Raw genomic sequence first — 16663 nt, forward strand, 5'->3', positions numbered from 1 at the left:
GTCGCGGTCCAGTCACCTGCTGGTCTGCGGCCAATCAGCCGAAACTGGACTGAATTACGCGCTGCCGCCGGCGGCCAGCCGTTCCAGCAGCGGCGTGATGCGCGGCCCGACCAGCGACTGCATGACCAGTGCCATATTGGTGCGCTCCACCCCCGGGATCTTCAGGATGCTGCCCGCCACCCGGTACAGATCCTCCGCGTCGGCGGCCACCACCCGGACCGTCAGATCCGTCGGCCCGGTCATGCCGCACACCTCGGTGACCTCCGGGATCTCGGCGAGTTCGGCCGCCACCGCGTCGAGCCGATGCTGGTCCACCACCACCGCGACGAAGGCGGCCAAGGAATAGCCGAGCGCGCGCGGGTCCACCCGGCGCTCGAAACTGGCCAGTACCCCGCTCGCCTCCCAGCGAGCCAGTCTGGCCTGCACGGTATTGCGGGAAAGCCCCAGGCGGGCGGCCAGGTCGACACCGGTCGCACGCGGGTTCGCGACCAACTCCAGCAACAATCGGGCATCGGTGGCGTCCAGCGGCGCCGGATTGGGCTCCCTGCTGCTCATGGGGATCAGTATGACACCGATGAAGGCGAATTGACCGTGCATTCTGCTCAGTTCTGCGCGTCAGACTTGCGCAGATCGCCATGCGGAGGATGCTTGTGGTACAGGACACACATTGGTTTGCCACACGGACACAATCCCGCGGCCGAAGCGATGTCACCCGGTGTCAGGAGGCGATACCCATGCCCGACAAGAACACCTACCCGGTCCAGCTCATCCAGCCCGACGGACAGCGCGTCCATGATCGCGTGCACGCCCCGCTGATCGCCGATATCGACGGTTCGCGGCTGCGCGCCCTCTACACGGACATGGTCGTGGCCCGGCGCATCGACACCGAGGCCACCGCCCTGCAACGGCAGGGCCAGCTCGGACTGTGGCCCCCGCTGCTCGGTCAGGAGGCCGCGCAGATCGGCTCGGCCCACGCCCTCGAATCCGACGACTACGTGTTCTGCAGCTACCGCGAGGCGGGTGTCGCCTACTGCCGCGGCGTCGCGCCCGAGGACCTCACCCGGCTCTGGCGTGGCGCCGCACACTCCTGCTGGGACGCCGACCAGGTCAAGATGACCAATCCCGCCATCGTGGTCGGCGCGCAGGGCCTGCACGCCACCGGCTACGCCTACGCCGCGCACCTCGAGGGCGCGGAGATCGCCACCATCGCCTACTTCGGCGACGGCGCGACCAGTCAGGGCGATATCGCCGAGGCGCTCGGCTTCGCCGCCACCTGGTCGGCCCCGGTGGTGTTCTTCTGCCAGAACAACCACTGGGCGATCAGCGCGCCGGTCCGGGTGCAGAGCGCGACCCCGATCGCGAATCGCGCCCTCGGCTACGGCATCCCCGGCGTCCAGGTCGACGGCAACGACGCCCTCGCCGTGCTGGCCGTGACCCGGCAGGCGCTGCGGCACGCGCGGGCGGGCGGCGGACCCAGCTTCGTCGAGGCCATCACCTACCGGATGGGCCCGCACACCACCGCCGACGACCCCACCCGCTACCGCACCGCCGCCGAACTCGAACTCTGGCAGCGCCGCGACCCCATCGACCGGATGCGGCGGCTGCTGGAACGAGAGCACCTGTGGGACAGCGACTTCGAGGCGGCGGTGGCAGAGCGCGCCGACGACGTCGCCGCCCGGCTGCGCACCGCCACCCTCACCATGCCCGACCCGGACCCCGACCAGCTCTTCGACCACGTGTACGCCACCCCGCATCGGCTGATCGAGGAAGAACGCCGCGAGTACGCGGCCTACCTGGAGGGAGTCGGACGATGAAGACCACGTTCACCGGAGCGATCAACCACGGGCTGCGCCGCAGCCTGGAGGACGATCCGAAGGTCGTGCTCATGGGTGAGGACATCGGTCGCCTCGGCGGCGTCTTCCGGGTCACCGACACGCTGCAGAAGGATTTCGGCAACAACCGCGTCATCGATACTCCACTGGCCGAATCCGGAATCATCGGAACCGCTTTCGGAATGGCTTTACGAGGATTGCGGCCGGTCTGTGAAATCCAGTTCGACGGATTCGTGTATCCGGCGTTCGACCAGATCGTCTCGCAGGTGGCGAAAATCCACGCCCGGACCCGCGGAAAAGTGGTCGCGCCCATCACCATTCGCATTCCGTTCGGCGGCGGCATCGGGTCGGTGGAGCACCACTCGGAATCGCCGGAGGCTTATTTCGCGCACACCGCGGGCCTGCGGGTGGTGTCGCCGAGCAATCCCGCGGACGCCTATCTGATGATCCGGCAGGCCATCGCCCTCGACGATCCGGTGATCTTCTTCGAGCCGAAACGCCGGTACTGGGACAAGGCCGAGGTGGATTTCGAACGGCTCGACCACGACGGCGGAATCGCGCTGGACCAGGCGCGGATCTGCGCGTCCGGGAAGGACGCCACCATCGTGGCCTACGGCGGCACCGTGGCCACCGCGCTCACCGCCGCCGATATCGCGGCGTCGGAAGGACATTCGATCGAGGTGATCGATCTGCGCAGCCTCTCGCCCATCGATTTCGACACCGTCGAGACCTCGGTGCGGAAGACCGGGCGGCTGATCGTGGTGCACGAGGCGCCCGTATTCGCCGGACTGGGAGCCGAAATCGCGGCCCGGATCACCGAACGCTGTTTCTACCATCTGGAATCACCCGTATTGCGCGTCGGTGGCTTCGACATCCCCTATCCCCCGGCTAAGCTCGAGCGGCACCACCTGCCCGACCCCGATCGCATTCTCGCCGCGGTCGACCGCACGCTCGCCGCTTAACCCGCTCACCGCACGAATGGTTACCGCACGGAGGAAGCCCGGTGGACAGTCAGCAGCAGGTCATGGAATTCCGTTTGCCCGATCTCGGCGAGGGCCTGGCCGACGCGGAATTGGTGTCGTGGGCGGTCGCGCCCGGCGACAGCGTCACGCTCAACCAGGTCATCGCGGAGGTCGAGACGGCCAAGGCCCAGGTGGCGCTGCCCAGCCCGTACACGGGCACGGTGCTGGAACTGCTGGCCGAGCCCGGCGACACCGTGCCGGTCGGAGCGCCGCTGATCCGCATCGGCGTGGCCGCGCCCGCCGGGACGAACGGCGCCACGGAAGCCACGGACGCCGCGGCCAAAACCCCGGAGGCTCCGGCCGAACGGAAATCCGTGCTGGTCGGCTACGGCCCCGAGGCCGAGCCGGTCTCCCGCCGCGCGGCCCGCGCGGCGACCGCGCGCGGCATGGGCTACGACGGTGCGGAGGGACTCGGCAGTTCCGCACCCGCCGGGCGCCCCGCCGCCACGCCGGCCGCCCGGAAGCTGGCCCGCGAGATCGGGATCGACCTGAGCACCGTCATCGGCACCGGACCGCAGGGCGCGGTCACCGTCGAGGATCTGCACGGCATGCGGCCGGAATCCATGAGCACGGGCCACATTCCGATCCACACCCCGCCGCCCGCCACCCTCACCGCGCTGCCCGCCACCCAGGCCGCGCCCGAGGTGACGCCCATGCATCCGGCGCTCGGCGGCGGGCGCGCCGTCCCCGCCGAACGCGAGACCCGCACGCCGATCAGCGGCATCCGCAAGCGCACCGCCGCCGCCATGGTGGCCAGCGCCCAGCACATTCCGCAGGCCAGCACCTTCGTGACCACCGACTTCACCGCGTCCATGGAACTGCTCGAGCATCTGCGCACCACGCCCAGCTTCACCGGGCTCACCCTCACCCCGCTGGCCCTGGTGGCCCGGGCCGCGCTGGCGGCGCTCACCGAGTTCCCGGAGATCAATGCCCGCTGGGACGAGGCGAATCAGGAGATCGTCACCAAGCACTATGTGAACCTGGGCTTCGCGGTCGCCACCGAACGCGGGCTGCTGGTGCCCAATCTCAAGGACGCGCAAGGGTTCACGCTGCGCGACCTGTGCCTGGAGATCGCCGGGGTCGCGGCCAAGGCGCGCAGCGGCACCGCCACCCCCACCGACCTGACCGGCGGCACCTTCACCATCACCAATGTGGGCGTGTTCGGCGTGGACACCGGTGTGCCGCTGGTGAATCCGGGCGAGGCGGCGATCCTGTGCCTGGGCTCCATCCGCAAGCGGCCGTGGGTGCATCGCGACGAACTGGCCGTGCGCTGGGTGACCAGCCTGGGCCTGAGCTTCGACCACCGGATGATCGACGGCGAGCAGGGGTCGCGGTTCCTGGCGAGCGTGGCCGCCCTGCTGGAGGATCCGCTGACCCTGCTGAGCCGGGTCTAGCCCTCGGCGGGCCCGGCGACCACCAGCGGCTCGGCGGCCGCCCGGATGACCGCCGGGATCGGCACCGGCTTGCGGGTCTGCTCGTCCACGTAGACGTGCGTGAAGGTGCCGGTGGCGGCCAGCTCCAGATGGTCGCCGCCGTCGCGGAAGATGGCCAGCTCGTAGTTGATGCTCGAATTGCCCAGTCGCGCAACCCGGATGCCCACCCGCAGCATGTCCGGGAAGCTGATCGACCCCAGGAACTTGCAGGAGGTCTGGGCCACCACGCCGATCGCGTGCAGGTCCCGGATATCGGTTCCGGTCGCGCTGATCAGCCAGGCGTTCACGGCCGTGTCGAAGTACGAGTAGTACGTCACGTTGTTCACGTGCCCGTAGTGGTCGTTGTCCGCCCAGCGCGTCGGCACGGGCCACAACACCGGGTACTCAGTCATCTTGCCCTCCGCTTCGCTCCGGGCGGGTTCACGGCCCTGGTCCCGATTCTTCCCTCCTCCGCTTCGCTCCCCGCTCCAAGGCGGAGGTCTATCGAGCCGCAGTCCAGAATCGGGACGGCCGCGAACCTTCACGTTGAGGCTTTCCGACCACGAACCTTAGCCGCTCCGGCCGAGGCGCGGTCCGCCGTGTTTTCAGGCGGAGCGTTCGTCGGGTGTCGCGCGATGGTCGCGGGGGCTGATGCCGTAGTGGCGTTTGAAGGCGGTGGACAGGGCGAAGGCGCTGCCGTAGCCGACGCGGCGGGCAATGGCCTCGAGGGTGGCGTCGGAATCGTGCAGCAGGTCGGCGGCCAGGGCCAGCCGCCAGTCGGTGAGAAAGGCCATGGGCGGTTCGCCGACCAGTTCGGTGAAGCGGCGGGCCAGCGCGGCCCGGGAGACGCCGACCTCCGCGGCCAGCGAGGCGACCGTCCACGGGTGGGCGGGATTGTGCTGCATGAGCCGCAGGGCCTTGCCGACCAGCGGATCACCGTAGGCGTGATACCAGGCGGGGGCGTCGGCGCGGGAGAACCACGCGCGCAGGGCGGCGATGAGCAGCAGATCCAATAGTCGGTCCAGCATGGCCCCCTGCGCCGGCAGATCCTTGGCGGACTCGTCGACCAGCAGATCCAGCACCCGGGAGTCGATCTCGCCGCGGCCCAGCACCGCGATCGGCGGCAGCGCGCGCAGCAGCCGGCGACTGGCCGCCGACTCGTGCTCGTAGGTGCCGGTGACCAGCACGGTCTGGGCGTCGGCGCTGGTGCCCCAGCTGCGCACGCCCAGACTCAGTGCCTCGCAGAGGACTTCACCGTCCATGGTGGTGGTGATGTTGCCGGGTTCGATGAGCACCTGCGGCGCGGTGCCCGGATCGTCGGCGACGACGTAATGGTCGGGGCCGCGGAAGATGGCGATATCGCCGGTGCGCAGCTGCCGCGGCGGACCCGGCTTGCCGTTCGCGGGTTCCGGCAGCACCCAGCCGCCGCCCCGCACCACCGCCACCACGGTCAGCGGGGCCTCGTCCCGAATTCGCAGGGACCACGGCGGATCGAACGACGAGCGCATCACGAATGCCGCTCGGGCCCGTGGTCCTTCGAGCAGACTGGCCAACGCATCCATGACAAAGACGATGGCAAATGCCCGGGCGCTTCTCAACCATGTTCGCGCTCGCCGAATCCCGGTGTACTCGTTACATGATCAACGAAACCACCTCGAGCAGCGCGAACACCGTCCTCGTCCTCGGCGCGACCGGCAAGACCGGACGCCGGGTGGCCGCCCTGCTGACCGAGCACGGTGTGCCCGTGCGGGCCGGTTCGCGCACCGGCGCAATCCCGTTCGACTGGACCGACCGCGAAACCTGGACGGCCGCTCTGGACGGCGTCGACGCCGTATACCTGTCCTACCAACCGGATCTCGCGGTGCCGGGCGCGCCCGCCGACATCAAGGCGTTCTGCGACCGGGCCGCGGCGGCCGGGGTGCGCACCGTGGTGCTGCTGTCGGGCCGCGGCGAACCCGAGGCCCTGGAATGCGAAGGCATCGTGCGGGATTCGGGAATGTCGTGGACCGTGGTGCGGTGCGCCTGGTTCGCGCAGAACTTCGACGAGGGCTCGTTCGCCGACTTCATCCTGGCCGGCGAGGTGGCCCTGCCCGCCGGTGACGTGCCGGAGCCGTTCGTGCACGCCGACGACATCGCCGAGGTGGCGGTGGCGGCGCTGCTCGACGATCGGCACGCCGGGCAGGTGTACGAGCTGACCGGCCCGCGCGCGATCAGCTTCGCCACGGCGGTGGCCGAGATCGGTGCGGCGTCGGGACGGGAGATCGCCTACATCCCGCTCACCCGAACCGAATTCGTAGCGGCACTGACCTCCTACGGGGTCCCCGCCGACGAGGTCAGCCTGCTGGACTACCTGTTCGGCACGGTGCTCGACGGACGCAACTCGCCCGTCACCGACGGGGTGCGGCGGGCGCTGGGCCGGGAGCCGCGCGACTTCGCCGATTATGTGCGCGCGGCGGCCGCGACCGGGGTCTGGTCGGTCACCGCGGACGCGTGACCCTAGGACCCGGAGGATCCGAGGGTTCGGGACGATCCGGTGAGCAGGGCGGATCCGGAGGCGGGGTCGAGCTGCGCCAGGGTGTTCTGCCAGTACTCGGCCCGGGTGTGACACTTGGCGTCGCCACCGCTGATGGAGTTGAAGAACGAGGCCGGGTAGCACTCGACCGGTTGGGGGCTGGGCGTCGGCGTGACCGGGGCCGCGGTCGCGGTCGCCGTGGCGAGCGGGGCGAGCCCCGCGACCAGCAGAGCGAAAAGTCCGTGTCTGAACCTCATGCAGGCACTGTGTATCCGCGGGCGTGATCGCGGTAGACCCGGAATCAAGGGCTACCGCGGCACACACCGGGCCGCGAAACTGGTCGGCCCCTTGGACTGGACTCGAAAGCAAACCGCCTGTACCGCACCCGATTCGGATCGCGATCCCGAACGTCGACGCCGCCGCGACGGACCGCGAAAACCGGGGAGACGCCGGGCGCACCCGGTAGCGTCGTACCGATGGCCGCCGCGACGCCCCCTCCCCGCCTGCGCAAGGCGCGCCTGGCGCTGTTCGCGGTGTTCGGGCTCAACGGGATGCTCTCGGCCGTGTGGATCGTGCACATCCCCGCCGTCACCGCGCGCGCCGGCGTCTCACCGACCGTGCTGGGCATGCTGATCCTGCTCATGGCGGGCTGCGCCATCGTGGGCATGCAGACCGCGGGGCCGCCGGCGGACCGGCTGGGCAGCCGCACGCTCACCGCGGCGGCCGTCACGCTGCTGGCCCTGACACTGCTCGGCCCGGCCCACGCCGCCTCCCCCGTCGCCCTCGGACTGTTCCTGTGCGCCTTCGGTTTCGCCAACGGCGCGCTGGACGTGTCCATGAACGCGCAAGCGGTCCACATCGAGCGGGCCTACGCCCGGCCGATCATGTCCGCGTTCCACGCCTTCTTCTCCTGCGGCGGATTCCTCGGCTCGGCCTTCGGCGCGGCCGCTCAGCACGCGCACTGGTCGCTACCCGCCACGTTCACCCTCACCACGGTGGTCGGCCTCGCCGTCACGGCTGTGGCGATTCCGGCCCTGCTCCCGCACACCACCCCGGCGGCGGGCGACGTGCCGGGCACCTATGTCGATCCGGCGGCGGCACAGCATCTTCCGGCGACTGAGGCCTCGACTCCGGTGCCGGAAGGCAAGCCCTCCGGGCGGATCGGACGGAAGGTCGTAGCCCTGGGCCTGATCGCTTTCGCGCTGCTGATGGCCGAGGGTGTCGCCGCGGACTGGAGCGCGCTGCAGGTCCGAGATCGGCTCGGGGTCGACGCGGGCGCCGCCGCGCTGGCCTTCACCGCGTTCTCCCTGACCATGACCATCGGCCGATTCGGCGCCGACCGGGCGAGCGGCCGGCTCGGCCGGGTGGGCGTGCTGCGCTGGGGAACGGCCGTGGCGGCCATCGGTTTCGGGGTCGTCGTGCTGTCCGGGTGGCTGCCGCTGACCGTGGCGGGGTGGGCGCTGTGCGGGATCGGCTTGTCCGGCGGCGTCCCGCAGGTGTTCACAGCCGCGGGCAATCTGGGCTCGGCGACGGCCGCGACGGATATGTCACGGGTCTTCGGGCTCGGCTATGTGGGCCTGCTGGCCGGTCCGGCCGTCATCGGCTGGCTCGACAAGCTGGTGCCGCTGACCGCGGCCATGACGGTGCCGCTGGCCGCGATGGCGTTGTGCGCGTGGGGCGCACGCGCGGTCGCCGCGCCCGTTCCGGCGCCGGCGAGCGACTGACGCTCAGCAAGGTCATGACGCCGACCACGGCGATGGCGGTGCCGTTGCTCGCAATGCTGTTGTGCGCGTAGGCCGCCCGCGCCGGCGCGGGACCCGCGCGCGGCTGACGATCAGGCGGTCTCGGGCCGGTCGCGGGCGGTGGCGCCGAGGTCGCCGATCGATTCGGCGTGGTCGAGGAAGGCGTCGACCATGCGGTGGTTGAGGGCGGAGACGGCCTTCAGGTCGTCGGTGGTCCAGTCGGCCAGGGCCTCGGCCATCCAACCCCGCATGACCTCCCTGATCGCCTCGACGGCGCGGCGGCCCGAGGCGGTAGGCCCGACCCGCTGGGCGCGGCCGTCGTCGGGATCCTGGACGCGTTCCACGTACCCGGCCTTCTCCAGGCGCTGGATCTGGCGGCTCACGTGCGGGGCCTCCACGTCCAGGCGGGTGGCGAGCTCGCCCAGCCGCATGGGTTCGGGGGCGTCGGCGAGCAGCCGCAGCAGCGGGACGCTGGCCCGGTCCATGGTCAGGCCGCACTGCACCATCGCTTTGTCGTGGCGGCGGACCCGGGTCAGCAGGTAGGCGACACGGGCCAGCGCGCGTTCCAGTTCGACGATGTGAGCTGCGTCAACTTCGATGGCGGGAATGGCTTCCGGTCGCGGCATGTGGTTATCTTACGAAACCATTTACTTAATTTTGGTAAGTAAACCAAAGGACCAACTTCATGACTACGACCGCTGTCGGTCAGGTCGACGTGACGAAACCCGTCGAACCTTCGAAGGCCCACCTCGGCCTCACCCTCCTGGCGCTGTGCGCGGCCGGACTGGTCGTGTCGCTGCAGCAGACCGTCGTGATTCCGCTGCTGCCCCGCTTCATCGTGCAGCTGCACACCGACGTCGCGGGCGTCACCTGGCTGTTCACCGCCGCGCTGCTCTCCGGCGCGGTCGCCACGCCCCTGCTGTCCCGCTTCGGCGACATGTACGGCAAGAAGCCGATGGTCATGGTCGCCATGGGCGTGCTCATCGCCGGCTCCGTGGTCTGCGCCTTCGCCACCACGCTGCCCGTCTACATCATCGGCCGTGCGCTGCAGGGCATCTCGTCGGCCATGATCCCGCTCGCCATCGGCATCATCCGCGACACCTTCCCGCGCGAACGACTGGTCAGCGCCATCGGCATCGTCTCCGGCACCATGGGCGTCGGCGGCACCATCGGCCTGCTCGCCACCGGCGTCATCGCCGACCACACCACCGACCCGCACCCCGTCTTCTGGCTCACCGCGGCCCTCGGCGTCATCGCCACCGTGCTGATCCAGGTGAGCGCCAAGAACAATGGCGTCCGCCACGGCGGCAAACCCGACTTCATCGGCGCGGCCCTGCTCGCCGCCCTGCTCGTCTGCCTGCTGCTCGGCATCAGCGAGGGCCCGCGCTGGGGCTGGGGTTCCGGCTCGGTGCTCGCGCTCTTCGCGGCCGCCGCGGCGCTCACCGCCGTGTGGGTGTTCGTGGAGCTCAAGGTGGAACAGCCGCTGGTGCGGCTGCAGCTGCTGGTCGGCCCGCAGTCGCTGTCCGCCAATGTCGCCTCGGCGCTGCTGGGCTTCTCGATGTTCGGCGCGTTCTCGCTGATCTCGAACTTCATCCAGACCCCGGCGGACAAGGTCGGCTACGGACTGTCCGGCACCGTGCTCTCGGTCGGCCTCTACGGCATCCCCAGCGCGGCGCTGATGACCTTCTTCTCCTTCAATACCGGGCGCATCTCCGCCAAGATCGGGCCCGCGTACACCCTGGCCATCGGCGCGGTGTTCGCCGGACTGTCCATGGGGTGGCTGGCCGTCTCGCACGGGCACGGCTACGACATGATCATCGCGAACATCCTGCAGGGCACCGGCTTCGGCATCGGCTACGCCGCGCTGGGCACCCTCGCCGTGCAGCACGTGCCGATGAGCGAGAGCGGCATCGCCTCGGGCATCAACTCGCTGGTGCGCACCGCGGGCGGCTCGATCGCCGGTGCGATCACGGGCTCGATCCTCACCGCGCACGTCCTGCACCTGGGCCCGCACGCCACCGTGCCGACCGAGGGCGCGTACGTCGCGAGCTTCGCGACCCTGGCCATCGGCGCCTTCGGCGCGGCGGCCGTCGCCCTGGGACACGGCCTGCGCCACAAGGGGAATTGACAGCTCTCGCCACTCGGGCCTCCCCGCGGCCGGCTTCGCCCTGAAACCCCGGCCCGAGACGACCGGAAAGCCTGCGCACTCCTCGGTGTGCGCGGGCTTTTTCCATGTCCTAGGTCAGGACCGTGGTGCTCTCACCGTCGACGACGACCACGTGGTCGTCGGTGAGCGCCCAGTGGGGAATCCCGGCGGAGACGTAGTCGCGCACCAGTTTCCGGGACAGGCCCTGCGGGTCGGTCGGGGAATCCAGATGCGGGACGATGCGTCGGTCGACCAGGCCGAGACCGTCCCAGCGCGGCTCGACACCGCAGGCGGCGCGGACCTCGCCCGGATCGTCGATGGCCTCGATGCCGTGGAAGTCGGGGGTCATCACGCAGGCTCCCGCGCTGTAACCCGCGTACACCAGGGCATCCTCGGCGAGCAGTTTCCTCAGGGCGAGATCGGCTCCGCTGCGGGCGAATTGGGCGCGCAGCACGAAGGTATTGCCACCGCGCACCCACACCGCCGGGAACTCGCGCAGCCGTCGCTCCACCTCGTCCGGGCGGCCGAGGTAGTCGCGCAGGTCCAGGACCTCGGGCTGGAAACCCAAGCGGCGCAGCGGAACCAGATCGCTGGTGACCGCGCTCTGCCAGGCCGAGGGCCAGGCGTCACAGGCATTGGCGATGACGGCCACCGGGCCGGGCGCACCCGTCAGTTCGAGCAACCGCCGCTGGTGCGCGCCGAAGCGGTAGCTGGACAGGAACAGTCGCACGGGTCAGATGGTGAAGGCGAGGCTGCGGACCAGGCGGTTGCCGAGATCCGTGTCACCGGCGAGGGTGATCTCCCCGGCGTGCGCGTCGGCGGTCGTGCGGCCGCCGCGCAGCCGGGCGAACAGGCGCGAGTCCAGGGTGACGACGGTGGTGGCCGGACCGTCGAGCGCCTCGACCAGGTTCGCCCGGCCGCCGTCGACCGCCACGTGCAGGGTCTGCGGCACCGGACCGGTCAGCTCGAAGGTGATGCGCGAACCGTCCGGCGCGCCCGCGCCCTTGACCGCGGCCCGGCCGAGAGCGGTCAGCAGTTCGGCGTAGGCCCGGGCGCCGCGCGCACCGCCCTCATCGACGGAGACGCCGAGCGCATCGGCGATGTCGTGCTCGTGCATCCAGCAGTCGAACAGGCGGATACGCATGAACCGGCCGTAGGGGGCCATACCCACCGGGGTCGGCACGAGCTCGGCCCACGTTTCGGGGGTGGTCTGTTCGAGGGCCTTCAGGCGGCGGCCGGTGACGTCGAGGAAACGCTCCAGCAGTTGCGTCCCGGCGAGCGGGCGCAGGGATTCGATCCACTTCTCGTTGAGCGCGCCGATGTCGTTGCGGATGTGGTCGCCCGACACCTCGGCGTCGGGGGTCGGCTCACCCAGCAGCATCGATTCGATGCCGATGACATGGGCGATCACGTCGAAGACCGTCCAGCCCGGCAGCGGCGATGACGTGCGCCACACGTTTTCGTCCAGCCCGTCCACCAGCCGGGTGAGGGCGTCCCACTGGTCGGATAAAAGGGCGGTGATCTCGGCGCGGTCCGGCACCGTGTCGGTCATGCGGTGGTCTCCCTCTCCTCGTCGGCGAGCCGGTCCAATCCGGCTCGCAGTGCCGCGGCGGTGCGCTCGGTGTCGTGCGGGCGGCGCAGCACGAAGCCCTTCGCGAAGCGCAGGGTGTCGCCGTGATGGCGGGGAATCACGTGCAGGTGCACGTGATGAACGGTCTGGAAGGCGGCCTTGCCGTCATTGATGAGCAGGTTCGCGCCGTCGGCCGTGAGGCCCGCCCGGCGCATGGACTTGGCCAGGCGGTGGCCGAAGCCGAACAGGCGGGCGCCCATCTCCGGGTCGAGCTCGTCGAGATCGGTCGCGTGCCGCTTGGGGATCACCAGGGTGTGCCCCCGGGTGATCGGCCGGACGTCGAGGAAGGCCACCAGATGGTCATCCTCGAAGATCTTGGTCGCGGGTGCGTCGCCCGCGACGATCCGGCAGAAGATGCAGCCACTCACCATGCAGACATTACGGCGTACAGGTGATGCGCGACACCCCCTACTCGACCCCGATACGGGCACAACCGGACCCAGAGCTACTGACCAGTAGCATCAGGGATTCGATCGTGTTCGACGCCGGGAGAACCCCGGCCGAGCACGGAGTTGTCCGGTTTTCTCGCCACACCATGTGATGGGCATCTCCGCTACGCTCACCGCGAACCAGGTACAGTTGCGAGAATTCTCACGAACTTACTGCACAGTAAGTTCGGACCACCGTTCAACCGGTGACACGGCTTGGAACCGACAGGTGGCCTGGACTCACCACGAGAAGGAAGTTTGACAAGTGGACACAACGCAGAGCGCACAGACCGCTGCGCCCCGCGGTGCGCGCGTCGGAGTGGTTCGCGAGACGAACCCGGACGAACGACGCGTCGCATTGGTGCCGAAGATCATTCCGGCCCTGCTGAAGCAGGGTGTCGAGGTGATCGTCGAGGCCGGTGCCGGTCTGGGCGCGTTGATTCCGGACGAGGCGTACACCGAAGCCGGTGCGACGCTGGGCGATCCGTACAGCGCCGACGTCGTCGTGAAGGTCGCGCCGCCCAATGACGGCGAGATCGGCAAGCTCGCGCCGGGCCAGACCCTCATCGGGTTCCTCGCGCCCCGCAACGCCGACACCAAGATCGGCGCGCTGAAGGCCGCGGGCGTGCAGGCCTTTGCCGTGGAAGCGATTCCGCGCATCTCCCGCGCCCAGGTCATGGACGCGCTGTCCTCCCAGGCGAATGTCGCCGGCTACAAGGCCGTGCTGCTCGCCGCGTCGGAATCCACCCGATTCTTCCCCATGCTGACCACCGCCGCGGGCACCGTGAAGCCGGCGACCGTGCTGGTCCTCGGTGTCGGTGTCGCCGGTCTGCAGGCCCTGGCCACCGCCAAGCGCCTCGGCGGCCGCACCACCGGTTACGACGTTCGCCCCGAGGTCGCCGACCAGGTGCGCTCGGTCGGCGCGCAGTGGCTCGACCTCGGCATCGACGCCGCCGGTGAGGGCGGGTACGCCCGCGAGCTCACCGATGACGAGAAGGCTCAGCAGCAGCAGGCCCTCGAGGACGCCATCAAGGGCTTCGACGTGGTCATCACCACCGCGCTGGTGCCCGGCCGCCCGGCCCCGCGCCTGGTCACCGCCGCCGCCGTCGAGGGCATGAAGCCCGGCAGCGTGATCATCGACCTGGCCGGCGAGACCGGCGGTAACTGCGAGTTGACCGAACCCGGCAAAACCATTGTGCGCCACGGCGTCACCATCGCCTCGCCGCTGAACCTGCCGGCCACCATGCCGGAGCACGCCAGCGAGCTGTACTCCAAGAACATTGCCGCCCTGCTCGAACTCATGCTCAAAGACGGTGCGCTGGCACCCGATTTCGAGGATCAGGTGCTGGCGGACTCCTGCGTCACGCGCGAGCGCAGCGAGCAGAGCACTCAGAAGGTGGAAGCCTGATGTACACCGAATTGTTGGCGAACATCGCGATCCTGGTGCTGTCCGGGTTCGTCGGTTTCGCCGTGATCTCCAAGGTGCCCAACACCCTGCACACCCCGCTGATGTCGGGCACCAACGCCATTCACGGCATCGTGGTGCTCGGCGCGCTGGTGGTCTTCGGCAAGATCGAGCACCCCTCGGTCCTGATGCAGATCATCCTGTTCGTCGCCGTCGTGTTCGGAACCCTGAACGTCATCGGCGGTTTCGTCGTGACCGACCGCATGCTGGGCATGTTCAAGGCGAAGAAGCCTGCTGCGCAAGAGAAGGCGGGCGAGTAACCCCATGGACAATCTGGTCAACGTTCTCTACATCGCCGCGTTCGCGCTGTTCATCTACGGTCTGATGGGCCTCACCGGCCCCAAGACCGCGGTGCGCGGCAACTGGATCGCCGCGGTCGGTATGGGCATCGCGGTCGTCGCGACGCTCATCTCCATCCGGCACACCAACAACTGGATCCTGATCGTCGCCGGTCTGGTCGTCGGCATCGGCCTGGGCGTGCCGCCCGCCAAGTTCACCAAGATGACCGCCATGCCGCAGCTGGTCGCCGCGTTCAACGGCGTCGGCGGTGGCACGGTCGCGCTCATCGCGTGGGCGGAATTCCTCGACACCAAGGGCTTCTCCCAGGTGCACGAGCAGCCGTCGGTGCACATCGTGATCGCCTCGCTGTTCGCGGCCATCATCGGCTCGGTCTCGTTCTGGGGCTCCTGCATCGCGTTCGCGAAGCTGCAGGAACTGCTGTCCGGGCGCCCGATCACCGTCGGCCGCCTGCAGCAGCCGCTGAACCTGCTGCTGCTCGCCGGCGCGATCGCCGCGGCCGTGGTCATCGGCATCGGCGCCACCAATGACGGTGTGCCGCAGTACTGGATGATCCTGGTGCTGGTGCTCGCCGGCATCCTCGGCCTGATGGTCGTGCTGCCCATCGGCGGCGCGGACATGCCGGTCGTCATCTCGCTGCTCAACGCCCTCACCGGTCTGTCGGCCGCGGCCGCGGGTCTGGCGCTGAACAACACCGCCATGATCGTGGCGGGCATGATCGTCGGCGCGTCCGGCACCATCCTGACCAACCTGATGGCCAAGGCCATGAACCGGTCCATCCCCGCGATCGTCGCCGGTGGATTCGGTGGCGGCGGAACGGCTCCGGGCGCGGGCGGCAGCGGCGAGCAGAAGCAGGCCAAGGCCACTTCCGCCGCCGACGCCGCGATCCAGATGGCCTACGCCAACCAGGTCATCGTGGTCCCGGGCTACGGCATGGCCGTCGCCCAGGCCCAGCACGCGGTCAAGGAGATGGCGGCCCTGCTCGAGGCCAAGGGCGTCGAGGTCAAGTACGCCATCCACCCGGTCGCCGGTCGTATGCCCGGCCACATGAACGTGCTGCTGGCCGAGGCCGAGGTCTCCTACGACGCCATGAAGGAAATGGACGACATCAACGGCGAGTTCGCCCGCACCGATGTCGCCCTGGTCATCGGCGCCAACGACGTCACCAACCCGGCCGCCCGCGAGGACGCCTCGTCCCCGATCTACGGCATGCCGGTCCTGAACGTCGACCAGGCCAAGTCGGTCATCGTGCTCAAGCGCTCGATGAACTCCGGCTTCGCCGGCATCGACAACCCGCTGTTCTACGCCGACCACACCTCCATGCTGTTCGGCGACGCCAAGAAGTCCGTCGGTGCGGTCACCGAGGAACTCAAGGCGCTGTAACCGCGACTCGACAGCGACGGCCCGCATCCCGGAAGGGATGCGGGCCGTTGGCGTTTCAGGGCTTGTCGATCAGCTGGGAGACGGTGACGAAGCGGTAGCCCTGGTCTTGGAGAGCCTTGGCGATGCGGGGGATGGCGCCGAGGGAGGGATCGCCGGCGGGATACATGGTGTGCAGCAGGATGATCGAGCCGGGGCGGACGTTCGCGAGGGTTTCGGTGACGATCTCGTCGGTGGTGGGGGTCTTGCCGGAGTCCGGTTCCACGTCCCAGGTGACGGTGGTGCGGTTGTGCTCGGACAGGTACCACGGGAGGGCGATCAGCTTCTTGCCGTTGGGCGGGCGGAAGGTGATCGGGCCGCGGTAGCCGGTTTTCGCGATCTCGGCGTCGGTGCGCTCGACCTCGTCGCGGACGAAACCGGGGGTCACGAAGATCATGCGTTCGTGGTGGTAGGTGTGGTTGCCGATCTCGTGGCCGGAGTCGGCGATGGCGCGGCCCTCGTCCGGGTGGGCGGCCAGTTCGCTGCCGATGAGATAGAAGGTGGCGGGGATGCCCGCGTCGGCCAGGGCCCGCAGGATCGCCGGGGTGCGTTCGGTGGGGCCGTCGTCGAGGGTGAGGGCCACGACCTTCTCGGCGGTGTCGACACGGGAGACCAGGCGGCCCGCCACCTGGTAGGTGCGGGAGTTCATGAGCACGTACAGACCGGTCGAGATCAGCACCAGCCCGGCCAGGATGAGCGCGCCCCGGACGAGCAGCTTGCGTCCCATAGTTCTTGACCTCCAGGTTCAAAACGGCTAG

The 16663-nt window shown here is 69.5% G+C and carries 18 protein-coding genes; 9 read left to right on the plus strand and 9 right to left on the minus strand.

Annotated elements, in window-relative coordinates:
• Positions 1–54 precede the first annotated feature (54 nt).
• Positions 55–555, minus strand: a complete 501-nt coding sequence (locus tag ABZ412_RS18490) for an Lrp/AsnC family transcriptional regulator (RefSeq protein ID WP_357282105.1) — start codon at positions 553–555, stop codon at positions 55–57.
• A gap of 179 nt (positions 556–734) precedes the next feature.
• Here ABZ412_RS18490 and pdhA point away from each other — a divergent pair, with 179 nt between their 5' ends.
• The 3 genes from pdhA to ABZ412_RS18505 all read left to right on the plus strand — a co-directional run bounded on the left by pdhA (position 735) and on the right by ABZ412_RS18505 (position 4248).
• Positions 735–1814: a pyruvate dehydrogenase (acetyl-transferring) E1 component subunit alpha gene (gene pdhA, locus ABZ412_RS18495; protein WP_357282107.1), complete on the plus strand. Its 1080-nt coding sequence runs from the start codon at positions 735–737 to the stop codon at positions 1812–1814.
• Positions 1811–2794: an alpha-ketoacid dehydrogenase subunit beta gene (locus ABZ412_RS18500; RefSeq protein ID WP_357282108.1), complete on the plus strand. Its 984-nt coding sequence runs from the start codon at positions 1811–1813 to the stop codon at positions 2792–2794. Before pdhA ends, ABZ412_RS18500 begins: the two co-directional genes overlap by 4 nt.
• Before the next feature lie 62 nt (positions 2795–2856).
• The gene (locus tag ABZ412_RS18505; protein ID WP_357282376.1) at positions 2857–4248 is read left to right on the plus strand and encodes a dihydrolipoamide acetyltransferase family protein; all 1392 of its coding nucleotides are present in this window, start codon (positions 2857–2859) and stop codon (positions 4246–4248) included.
• Here the strand turns inward: ABZ412_RS18505 and ABZ412_RS18510 are convergent.
• Positions 4245–4679: a thioesterase family protein gene (locus ABZ412_RS18510; RefSeq protein ID WP_357282109.1), complete on the minus strand. Its 435-nt coding sequence runs from the start codon at positions 4677–4679 to the stop codon at positions 4245–4247. The genes ABZ412_RS18505 and ABZ412_RS18510 overlap by 4 nt on opposite strands.
• A 192-nt stretch (positions 4680–4871) precedes the next feature.
• Positions 4872–5828, minus strand: a complete 957-nt coding sequence (locus ABZ412_RS18515) for an AraC family transcriptional regulator (RefSeq protein WP_357282110.1) — start codon at positions 5826–5828, stop codon at positions 4872–4874.
• A gap of 74 nt (positions 5829–5902) precedes the next feature.
• On the opposite strand from ABZ412_RS18515, the gene ABZ412_RS18520 reads away from it, so the two are divergent.
• A complete protein-coding gene (locus ABZ412_RS18520) occupies positions 5903–6760 on the plus strand; it encodes an NAD(P)H-binding protein (protein WP_357282112.1) in 858 nt (285 codons plus the stop codon).
• Between the two features lie 2 nt (positions 6761–6762).
• Here ABZ412_RS18520 and ABZ412_RS18525 read toward each other — a convergent pair whose 3' ends face one another.
• Positions 6763–7035, minus strand: a complete 273-nt coding sequence (locus ABZ412_RS18525; protein WP_357282114.1) for a hypothetical protein — start codon at positions 7033–7035, stop codon at positions 6763–6765.
• Positions 7036–7254: 219 nt separating this feature from the next.
• Here ABZ412_RS18525 and ABZ412_RS18530 point away from each other — a divergent pair, with 219 nt between their 5' ends.
• Positions 7255–8502 carry an MFS transporter gene (locus ABZ412_RS18530; protein ID WP_357282115.1) on the plus strand — a complete coding sequence of 416 codons (1248 nt, stop codon included), beginning with the start codon at positions 7255–7257 and terminating at the stop codon, positions 8500–8502.
• Between the two features lie 110 nt (positions 8503–8612).
• On the opposite strand, the gene ABZ412_RS18535 is transcribed toward ABZ412_RS18530, so the two are convergent.
• A complete protein-coding gene (locus tag ABZ412_RS18535) occupies positions 8613–9146 on the minus strand; it encodes a MarR family transcriptional regulator (protein ID WP_357282117.1) in 534 nt (177 codons plus the stop codon).
• 59 nt (positions 9147–9205) lie between these two features.
• On the opposite strand from ABZ412_RS18535, the gene ABZ412_RS18540 reads away from it, so the two are divergent.
• Positions 9206–10648: an MFS transporter gene (locus tag ABZ412_RS18540; protein ID WP_357282118.1), complete on the plus strand. Its 1443-nt coding sequence runs from the start codon at positions 9206–9208 to the stop codon at positions 10646–10648.
• 109 nt (positions 10649–10757) lie between these two features.
• On the opposite strand, the gene ABZ412_RS18545 is transcribed toward ABZ412_RS18540, so the two are convergent.
• The 3 genes from ABZ412_RS18545 to ABZ412_RS18555 are packed head-to-tail and all read right to left on the minus strand — an operon-like array spanning position 10758 to position 12664.
• Complete coding sequence (locus tag ABZ412_RS18545; RefSeq protein ID WP_357282120.1) at positions 10758–11396, minus strand: Type 1 glutamine amidotransferase-like domain-containing protein; 639 nt, start codon at positions 11394–11396, stop codon at positions 10758–10760.
• A gap of 3 nt (positions 11397–11399) precedes the next feature.
• Complete coding sequence (locus ABZ412_RS18550; RefSeq protein ID WP_357282121.1) at positions 11400–12218, minus strand: maleylpyruvate isomerase family mycothiol-dependent enzyme; 819 nt, start codon at positions 12216–12218, stop codon at positions 11400–11402.
• Entirely contained in the window at positions 12215–12664 is a 450-nt protein-coding gene (locus tag ABZ412_RS18555) for an HIT family protein (RefSeq protein WP_357282123.1), read from the minus strand. The genes ABZ412_RS18550 and ABZ412_RS18555 overlap by 4 nt, the downstream gene beginning before the upstream one ends.
• 325 nt (positions 12665–12989) lie before the next feature.
• On the opposite strand from ABZ412_RS18555, the gene ABZ412_RS18560 reads away from it, so the two are divergent.
• Genes ABZ412_RS18560 through ABZ412_RS18570 form a run of 3 tightly spaced genes read left to right on the plus strand, consistent with a single transcriptional unit; the run spans position 12990 to position 15869 of the window.
• Positions 12990–14132 carry a Re/Si-specific NAD(P)(+) transhydrogenase subunit alpha gene (locus ABZ412_RS18560; protein ID WP_357282124.1) on the plus strand — a complete coding sequence of 381 codons (1143 nt, stop codon included), beginning with the start codon at positions 12990–12992 and terminating at the stop codon, positions 14130–14132.
• Complete coding sequence (locus tag ABZ412_RS18565) at positions 14132–14449, plus strand: NAD(P) transhydrogenase subunit alpha (protein ID WP_357097688.1); 318 nt, start codon at positions 14132–14134, stop codon at positions 14447–14449. Before ABZ412_RS18560 ends, ABZ412_RS18565 begins: the two co-directional genes overlap by 1 nt.
• A gap of 4 nt (positions 14450–14453) precedes the next feature.
• A complete protein-coding gene (locus ABZ412_RS18570; RefSeq protein WP_357282125.1) occupies positions 14454–15869 on the plus strand; it encodes an NAD(P)(+) transhydrogenase (Re/Si-specific) subunit beta in 1416 nt (471 codons plus the stop codon).
• Positions 15870–15924: 55 nt separating this feature from the next.
• On the opposite strand, the gene ABZ412_RS18575 is transcribed toward ABZ412_RS18570, so the two are convergent.
• Entirely contained in the window at positions 15925–16632 is a 708-nt protein-coding gene (locus ABZ412_RS18575) for a polysaccharide deacetylase family protein (protein ID WP_357282127.1), read from the minus strand.
• Between the last annotated feature and the right edge of the window lie 31 nt (positions 16633–16663).

This window comes from Nocardia sp. NPDC005746, assembly GCF_040630785.1.
GTDB lineage: Bacteria > Actinomycetota > Actinomycetes > Mycobacteriales > Mycobacteriaceae > Nocardia.